Annotated in this window: 6 protein-coding genes; 3 read left to right on the top strand and 3 right to left on the bottom strand. The window is 58.1% G+C overall.

Features of this window, described 5'->3' with window-relative positions; translation table 11 throughout:
* Positions 1-419 precede the first annotated feature (419 nt).
* Together adhP and IAE50_RS09740 are read right to left on the bottom strand one after the other, a co-directional pair.
* Positions 420-1,451 (bottom strand): alcohol dehydrogenase AdhP, encoded by a 1,032-nt coding sequence (gene adhP, locus IAE50_RS09745; RefSeq protein ID WP_054804193.1) that lies wholly within the window; start codon positions 1,449-1,451, stop codon positions 420-422.
* Positions 1,452-1,477: 26 nt separating this feature from the next.
* Positions 1,478-2,998, bottom strand: coding sequence for an aldehyde dehydrogenase family protein (locus tag IAE50_RS09740; protein ID WP_094419690.1), 1,521 nt, complete (start codon positions 2,996-2,998; stop codon positions 1,478-1,480).
* A gap of 75 nt (positions 2,999-3,073) precedes the next feature.
* Here IAE50_RS09740 and IAE50_RS09735 point away from each other — a divergent pair, with 75 nt between their 5' ends.
* Positions 3,074-3,268, top strand: coding sequence for a hypothetical protein (locus tag IAE50_RS09735; RefSeq protein WP_200133793.1), 195 nt, complete (start codon positions 3,074-3,076; stop codon positions 3,266-3,268).
* Position 3,269: 1 nt separating this feature from the next.
* Entirely contained in the window at positions 3,270-5,033 is a 1,764-nt protein-coding gene (locus IAE50_RS09730) for a sigma-54-dependent Fis family transcriptional regulator (protein ID WP_200133792.1), read from the top strand.
* A gap of 27 nt (positions 5,034-5,060) precedes the next feature.
* Here IAE50_RS09730 and IAE50_RS09725 read toward each other — a convergent pair whose 3' ends face one another.
* Positions 5,061-5,864 (bottom strand): trypsin-like serine protease, encoded by an 804-nt coding sequence (locus IAE50_RS09725; protein ID WP_200580140.1) that lies wholly within the window; start codon positions 5,862-5,864, stop codon positions 5,061-5,063.
* Positions 5,865-6,245: 381 nt separating this feature from the next.
* On the opposite strand from IAE50_RS09725, the gene IAE50_RS09720 reads away from it, so the two are divergent.
* A complete protein-coding gene (locus tag IAE50_RS09720; protein ID WP_200580139.1) occupies positions 6,246-7,106 on the top strand; it encodes an alpha/beta hydrolase in 861 nt (286 codons plus the stop codon).
* Positions 7,107-7,110: the final 4 nt, after the last annotated feature.

Genomic DNA, 7,110 nt, shown 5'->3' with positions numbered 1-7,110 from the left:
GGCGTCCAGACCTTGTCATTCCCGCTTCGGTTCGCCGATTTCAGCGGGGGTCAACACCGTCGCTGTCATATTGCAGATAAAAACAAAGTCGGTGTCGCTGAAAGCGCGTTTTTGTAGGCCGGACAAGGCGTAGCCGCCATCCGGCAAGGCTGCCGCGGAGATAATGCCGGATGGCGCGTTACACGCTTATCCGGCCTACGCGGTTTCAGTGGCTCCGTTTTTGTAGGCCGGATAAGGCGAAGCCGCCATCCGGCAAGCGGTGCCGCGGAATATGACCGCACGCCTGGTGAACGGAATCCTTCCACCGAAGCAGCATGCCAGGTTCAATGCCTGATGGCGCTGCGCTTATCAGGCCTACGCGGTTTCAGCAGCTTCGTTGATATCAGCCGGATAAGCGTTTACGCGCCATCCGGCAATTTTTACATCGCCATATCCACCACAATACGGCCGGTGATTTTCCCGGCGCGCATGCGATCGAAAATGTCGTTGATGTTCTCCAGCGGCTCCACGGCGATCTCAGCATGCACCTTGTTGCGTCCGGCGAAATCGAGCGCCTCCTGCAGATCTTTACGCGTACCGACAATCGACCCGCGCACCGTAATGCCATCCAGCACCATATTAAAAATCGACAGATCGAACGTCCCCGGCGGCAAACCGTTCAGCACCATGGTGCCGCCACGACGCATCATGGTGGTGGCTTGTGCGAAGGCCTTCGGCGACACCGCCGTGACCAGCACACCGTGCGCGCCGCCGAACTCCTCGTGAAAACGCGTGCCGGGATCCTCATTGAGGGCATTCACCACCACCGAAGCGCCAAGACGGCGGGCAAACGCCAGTTTCTCATCATCAATATCGACCGCGGCGACATTCATCCCCATCGCCACCGCATACTGAATGGCTAAATGCCCCAGCCCGCCAATCCCGGAGATCACCACCCACTGCCCGGCGGAGGCTTCGGTCATCTTCAGCCCTTTATAGACCGTCACCCCGGCGCAGAGAATCGGCGCGATTTCGTTGAAACCGACGTTATCCGGCAGGATGCCGACATAATTAGCATCCGCCAGGCAATATTCGGCAAAGCTGCCGTTAACCGAGTAACCGGAGTTCTGCTGACCATGGCACAGCGTCTCCCAGCCGCCGAGGCAGTGCTCGCAATGCCCGCAGGCCGAGTAGAGCCACGGCACGCCGACGCGATCGCCCTCTTTGATATGCGTCACGCCCGCGCCGACAGCAACCACATGGCCAACGCCCTCATGGCCGGGAATAAACGGCGGGTTAGGTTTTACCGGCCAGTCGCCTTCCGCGGCGTGCAGATCCGTATGACACACCCCGGTGGCGGCGATTTTTACCAGGATTTTGCCCGGTGCCACGGCGGGCACCATCACCTCTTCAATCACCAACGGTTGGCCAAACGCCTTCACGACGGCGGCCTTCATGCTTTTCAGTTGCATTCTTTCACCCTCATGCTGATGGATAATCAATAGAGACCCAGCGGGGAACCGCTGTAGCTCACCAGCAGGTTTTTGATCTGCTGATAGTGGCTGAGCGCCAGTTTGTGCGTTTCACGCCCCACGCCCGAGTTTTTGTAGCCGCCGAACGCCGCATGCGCCGGGTAGAGGTGGTAGCAGTTGGTCCACACGCGACCCGCTTTGATTGCGCGGCCCATGCGCCATGCGCGGTTGATATCCAGCGTCCACAGCCCGGCACCGAGGCCATATTCTGTGTCGTTGGCAATTTGCAGCGCTTCCGCCTCATCTTTAAAGGTGGTGATGCCGATGACAGGCCCAAAGATCTCCTCCTGGAAGCAGCGCATTTTGTTGTGGCCTTTGATCAGCGTCGGCTGAATGTAGTAACCCTTCTCCAGCTTATCGCCATGCTCAAGGTGCGCGCCGCCAGCGATAATTTCGCCGCCCTCTTCACGGGCAATGTTGATATAGGAGAGGATTTTGTCGTACTGCTCCTGGGATGCCTGCGCGCCAATCATGGTGTCGGTGTCGAACGGGTCGCCTTTACGGATGTTCTCCATGCGGGCAATCACTTTCTCAACAAACTGCGGGTAGATGGACTCCTGCACCAGCACGCGCGACGGGCAGGTACAGACTTCGCCCTGGTTGAAGAAGCCGAGCACCACGCCCTCAACCGCTTTGTCAATATACTCGGCATCGCCATTCAGCACATCTTCAAAGTAGATATTGGGAGATTTACCGCCCAGCTCGACGGTGCTGGGGATGATATTTTCAGCCGCGCACGCCAGGATGTGGCGGCCAATCGGCGTTGAGCCGGTAAAGGCAATCTTCTCGATGCGCTTGCTGCGCGCCAGCGGTTCGCCCGCTTCCATACCGAAACCGTGCACCACGTTCAGCACCCCTTTCGGCAGCAGATCGCCAATCACCTCCATCAGCACGCAGATGCCCAGCGGCGTCTGTTCAGCAGGTTTCAGCACCACGCAGTTACCGGCGGCCAGCGCCGGAGCCAGCTTCCAGGCCGCCATCAGGATCGGGAAGTTCCACGGGATAATCTGCCCGACCACGCCAAGCGGTTCATAGATATGGTACGCAACGGTATTGCTGTCGATCTCTGCCGCCGTCCCCTCCTGCGCACGGACGCAGCCGGCAAAGTAGCGGAAGTGATCGACAGCGAGAGGAATATCGGCACCCAGCGTTTCGCGGATCGGTTTGCCGTTGTCCCAGGTTTCCGTTAACGCCAGCAGCTCAAGGTTGGCTTCGATGCGATCGGCAATTTTCAGCAGCACATTGGCACGATCCTGCACGCTGGTTTTGCCCCAGCTCTCGGCGGCGGCATGGGCGGCGTCGAGCGCTTTTTCAATATCTTCCGCCCCGGAGCGCGGGAACTCGGCAATCACCTCTCCGGTCACCGGCGAGGTATTCGTAAACCAGCGGCCCTCAATCGGATCGACAAATTCGCCGCCAATATAGTTGCCATAACGCGGCTTATAAGAGACTTTCGCGCCATCAAGGCCAGGGTGCAGATATTTCATAAGGTGTTCCTCGTTATTATCGGTACAGAAGAGGCGTCTCACTCTGTGGTGGACAGAAGCATATAAGCAGTTCTTATGCCAACTACTGAAACGACCGGTAAAAACGAAAAATCATCAGGAAAATCAGAGAATAAAAAATCTCTCACCGTAAAAGCGAAAAGTGCGGAAACAAAAAAGCGTGATGGCGATTACGGGAAGTGTGTTGCACGTCGCTACATACGCGACACTCATGTGATACACAATTGCAACATTTCAATTATCGGAGAGTAACATGCCATCACGCGCCCGATCGTTGTCCCCCGCCCCGCAAGAGGTCAGCCTGCCATATCAACTGGAAGATTCCTGGCAGCGCAGCTCACGTTATGGATTAACCCGGGATGATGACGTGCAGCCCTGGGTGGCCTCCTCTCTGCTCAATGACGCCCGCGCGGAGAATGGCTGGGTGAACCACCTGGTCGCCCCGCTGCTGGCGCGGCTGCGCCCGCAACTCTCCAGCCATCCGTCGATTCTGGTGTTGTCCGATGCCACCGGCCTGGTGCTGGAGACCTACGGGAACAGCGACTTTCTGCATAAAGCGCAGCGCTTTGCCCTCTCGCCGGGCCATTTGTGGGGCGAACACGCGCGCGGCACCAATGCCATCGGCACGGCGCTGGCATTACAGCGCCACTGCGAAGTCTCCGGCGGCGAACACTTTCTCAGCCGTAACGCCGGGCTATTCTGCTCCGCCGCGCCGGTATTCCGCCCCGATGGACAGATTGCTGGCGTGCTGGATCTCTCCACCCCGGCGCACACCCCGCGCCGCGATGCGTCGGCGTTGATCCGCCGCGCGGTGTGCCAGATTGAACATAGCTGGGCCAGCAGCGCGCTCGGCGCAAATCGCTGGTTGTTAAGCCTGCATCACGATCGGGCGGTGCTCGGCAGCGCCCAGGAGCTGCTGCTTATTTTTGAAGAGAACACCCTGCTCGGCGCGAACCGGCTGGCGATGGAGGAGTTTTCCCTTACCGCCAACCACTTTGGCGCGATGGAGATCGACACCCTCTTCCCCGGTTTCAGTGCAAAAGCCGGTGAGTGCGCCCTCGAATCGAGCCACGCGCGCCACTACTTTGCCCGCCAGACGCTGCCCGCCCGGCGCTACAGCGCGCCGCGCAGGGTTTATCAGCCGGATCACATGGCGCGTGAAAAAGAGAAAGCGCTGCGCATCGTTAATGCCGGTATCGCCCTCTGTATTACGGGTGAAACGGGCTGCGGCAAAGAGCATCTGGCGCGTGAGCTTTTTCAGCGCAGCCAGTGGCACGAGGGGAAATTTGTTGCTATCAACTGCGCGGCGCTGCCGGAGCCTTTGATTGAGTCTGAACTCTTCGGCTATGTCCCCGGCGCGTTTACCGGTGCGAACCCGAAAGGCTATATCGGTAAATGCCGCGAAGCCGATGGTGGCGTGCTGTTCCTGGATGAGATTGGCGATATGCCGCTGGCGCTGCAAACCCGCTTGCTGCGGGTGCTACAGGAGAAGCGCGTGACGCCGCTCGGCGCCAACAGCAGCGTGGAGGTCAACTTCACGCTGATTTGCGCCACCCACCAGGATCTCGCCGCGCGGGTGCAAACGGGAAGCTTCCGCGAGGATCTGCTCTATCGCATTCAGGAGTTTCATCTGCCGATCCCGCCGCTGCGCGCATGGCCTCACCTGCCGGGCTTTATTCAAAAGTTGTGGCATGAACTGGGCGCTGCCCATCGCGGGCTGACATTAAGCGATGAGGTGCTGAACGTGCTGGCGCAGCGACCGTGGCCCGGCAATGTACGCCAGTTACTGAGCCAGCTGCGCGTGCTGATGGCGCTGGCGGAAGATGGCGATCGCATTACGCTTAGCGATCTGCCGGGTGAGCCGGTAACTGCCGTAAACGCGGCTGCCGCGCCGCAGGCCGATGCCCGGCAGGCGATTGCCGAAGCGCAGGGCAACATGAGCCTGGCGGCGAAAAAGCTGGGCATTTCGCGCAGCACGCTTTACCGGCGGCTGGAGAAGGAGCAGCCAGGCCGCTAAGCGGCAGCCCTGCTTCCCTGACAGGCGCTACCCGGCAACGGTGGCGTTGATCCAGTCCGCATAGTAGCTGACGCGCGTGAACTGCTGCGCCGGCAGAATGAGATCCCGCGAGACAATGCCGACAACGTAGCGGCTGCCATTGTAATCAGCAAACAGTGGGCCGCCCGAATCGCCCCCGGCGGTGGCGTAACCGGCACAAATGTGCATCTGCGGATCGAAATAAGTCGGCGGATAGAACTGCGGGACATCGATACACTGGTTATCCGCCAGTACGCTCAACTGCCCTTTATAGAGCACGTTCGGTTTGAGTCCATTTTCATTCACGCCAAAGCCCACGCCGGTCAGTGGAATATCCGTTAGCGCTGCGGGCGGCTCATCGCCCGGGTTATTTCCGGCCAGCAGCGCAAAATCGGTGCTGGTGGTTTCACTGGCCAGTTTAATTAAGGCGATATCGTATTTTGCCGATCCCTCCATTGTCGAAATATCGTATGAAGGGTGCACAACAATTTTCTCAACCGGCACGCTCTCTTTTATTTTTAACGGCTGATAACTCTCCGCGCCAATTAAAATATTGTCATGGGTTAAATCAAATGTGGTGGTGCAGTGGGCGGCGGTTAATATCCAGCGGGAATTAACCAGTACGCCACCGCAGCGGTGCCCGGCGAGCGTTGAGTCGGTATTGATGGTGATAAACTCAGGAAATTCGCCGGGTTGCGCCGGTGTGCCGTTGACGATCCTGACCATGCGGTCACTGGCTGAAGCCATATTTACGCTGGCAAATGGTAAAAGCGTGGCGACAACGCAAAGCGCCGTTTTAATTTTTGGGTTCACTCTGTTTTCTCCGAAATAGGGCCGACACGCACGCAGGGCAGCACTAATAGCCGCCTTTTTTGAAATAGCGTGATTCTGTTAACCGGGCCATAGTGATGATTTAAAACCGCGTGAAATATATAAAGCGCGGCGCGGGAAGTAAACAGAGACACTTTTCCTGTTGTTGCGATTATTCTCAACCCTCACTTCGCACAAGGCGTACGAAATGATTTAACGCCGTATCATCGCGGCTGTGCCATTAATGAAAACTATCCCGGTATAGCAAAACAGGTTATCTCTGCATTGATATCTGGCGATAAAAAGCGCGGGCGGGTAAGATGGCCCTTCACCGTTAAGCAATTGATTATTCAGACAAATGATAAAAAGGAAATCATAAGTTATATGGATACTTCAACTTACTCGCTCGCCAATGGTATCGCCCTTACCCTGCGCACGCCTGTTACGGCAGGCCCCCATCCCACCGTCGTGTTATGTCACGGCTTCTGCGGCATCCAGCCGATCCTGCTGCCTGCTTTCGCCGAGGCCTTCACCAGAGCCGGTTTTGCTACCGTCACCTTCGATTATCGCGGCTTTGGCGACAGCGAAGGGGAGCGTGGACGGCTGGTGCCTGCTATGCAGATTGAGGATATTCTTTCGGTCGTAGCGTGGGTCGGTGAGCAGCCCGCGCTGGATGCCGGGCGCATCGGAGTGTGGGGCACGTCATTTGGCGGCTGCCACGTCTTCGCCGCTGCCGCGCAGGATGCGCGTATAAAATGCGTGGTCAGCCAGCTGGCGTTTGCCGACGGTGAGGCGATCGTCACCGGGCATATGAATGAAGGCGAAAAGCGCGCCTTTATCGACACGCTGGATAAGATGGCGCAGAAGCAGCAGGCGACCGGCAAAGAGATGATGGTGGCGATCACTCGCGTGCTTTCCGATGCGGAATCGAAAGCGTTCTTTGAGGAAAATCGCACCCGCTTCCCGCAGATGGATATCAAAATCCCCTTTCTGACCGTTCGCGAAACGGTGAATTATCACCCTGCTGAGTGGGCGGCGAAGGTGACCTGCCCGACGCTGGTGGTGGTTGCGGCTGAAGATAGCGTTAACCCGCCTGCACAAGGCCGGGCGCTGTTTGAGGCAGTGGCAGCAGCAGAGAAAGCGCTGCACGAAGAGGCCGGCGCGCGCCATTACGATATCTATAGTGGGGAGGCATTCAGGCGCGTGAGTGAAGTGCAGAGTGCATGGTTTGCCCGCCATCTGTAGGGCA

It is taken from the genome of Kosakonia sp. S42 (assembly GCF_016624785.1).
GTDB lineage: Bacteria > Pseudomonadota > Gammaproteobacteria > Enterobacterales > Enterobacteriaceae > Kosakonia > Kosakonia cowanii.
Note: the sequence above shows the minus strand (reverse complement) of the source record. Positions and strands in the feature narration are given on the sequence as shown.